The 1375-nt window shown below is 40.9% G+C and carries 2 protein-coding genes; one reads left to right on the plus strand and one right to left on the minus strand.

Annotated features, from left to right (window positions below; all coding sequences use genetic code 11):
* The coding region (locus AAEY55_RS18025) for a transposase (protein WP_350552587.1) at positions 1-840 on the minus strand (840 nt) is incomplete at its 3' end.
* A 24-nt stretch (positions 841-864) separates the two neighbouring features.
* On the opposite strand from AAEY55_RS18025, the gene tnpA reads away from it, so the two are divergent.
* Entirely contained in the window at positions 865-1278 is a 414-nt protein-coding gene (gene tnpA, locus AAEY55_RS18030; protein WP_036932744.1) for an IS200/IS605 family transposase, read from the plus strand.
* Positions 1279-1375 lie beyond the last annotated feature (97 nt).

Consider the following 1375-nt stretch of genomic DNA (forward strand, 5'->3'; position numbering starts at 1 on the left):
CAATGCCGCCACTTCAACTAATTTTGCAGTTTCTTTATGAGTAAAATCGAGTCTTTGACGGGCGATTTTCTGGTGGAGTTTGGCAATTTGATGCTTTAATTTTCGCTGGGTGCGAGTGCCTTTTTTCGCTAACGCGAGGTCACGTTGTAAAGAGGTTAATCGCTCTTTGCTGTTTCTGAGGTAACGGGGGTTTTCGACTTGCTCAAAATTACCATCCTGATCGATAGTCGAAAAGTAATGAGAAACACCCCAATCCAAGCCAACAGCTTTAGTGCCACAGTTTCTCTCAATGGTGTCATACTCCATTGAAACTGAAATGAACCACTCACCATTCTTTCGGATGATTTCGGCAGTTTTCGGCTTGCCTCCTGTGTTTCTAGCTTTACCTCGGATCTTAACGATACCAACATCAGCCAAATAAACAGCACCATGCTTTTTTTCTTTCAGGTTGAGCTTCCAACCATCACCATGAGCCTTGTAGCCCCAACCTTTAAAGCGTTGAAATGGTTTAAAACGTGGGAATCCAGCTTTCTTATCACCTTTTTTGAGCCGTCTAAAAAAACCGTCAAAAGCCAGTGCAACACGTTTTAATGTGACTTGCTCACTCTGAGCATTAGCATTGAAAATGCCATGCGCTTTACGATTATTACGCCACAGAGTGTTGATTTTGCACTGTTCGTGAAAGTTAAGACTGTAATTAGAATCACGATATGTTTCGATGCGATCACGTAAAGCCCAGTTGTACAACTGGTGATGGTGGACAAACAAATCCATCAGCGATTCTTCTTGAGAAACTGATGATTTCATTTTATATGTAACTTTACGGATTGCTTTTTTCATAACAACTAATTATATTTAGTTATTATGAAAAAACAAGCCCTAAATACGCTGTATCACAGCGTTTATAATATTCACTATCATTTAGTTCTTGTAACTAAATATCGTCATCGCTGTATCACGCCAGAGGTTGCCGCGTACTTAGAATCTCAGTACAAAAGGTTGTTAAAATCTTGGGATTGTGAGCTTTTGGAGTGCAATGGTGAGCCAGATCACCTTCACCTTTTAATTTCTGCTAATCCCAAGATGCAACCAAGTAAAATGGTGAACAGTTTAAAAACTGCTACATCAAGACTTGTGCGAAAGGAGTTTTCCGAACACTTGGGTGAGTTTTACTGGAAGCCAGTTTTTTACAGCAGAAGTTATTGTCTGGTTAGTTGCGGAGGTGCACCACTTGAAATCGTGAAGCAATATTTAGCTCAGCAGGAAGGATTTGATTAAAGCCACCACTTCGTGGTGGTGCGCCTTTCACCACCACCTAAATTAACTCGCTTTGGCTCATTAGATTTAGATGGAGCACTTGGCGCTATTGGGTAGA

The sequence above is a fragment of the Pseudoalteromonas sp. 120-MNA-CIBAN-0494 genome (genome assembly GCF_040308885.1).
Taxonomy (GTDB): Bacteria; Pseudomonadota; Gammaproteobacteria; order Enterobacterales; family Alteromonadaceae; genus Pseudoalteromonas; species Pseudoalteromonas nigrifaciens.

Coding starts and splice junctions, on each gene's coding strand:
- tnpA (WP_036932744.1), top strand. CDS start 865: ATGAAAAAACAAGCCCTAAATACGCTGTATCACAGCGTTTATAATATT.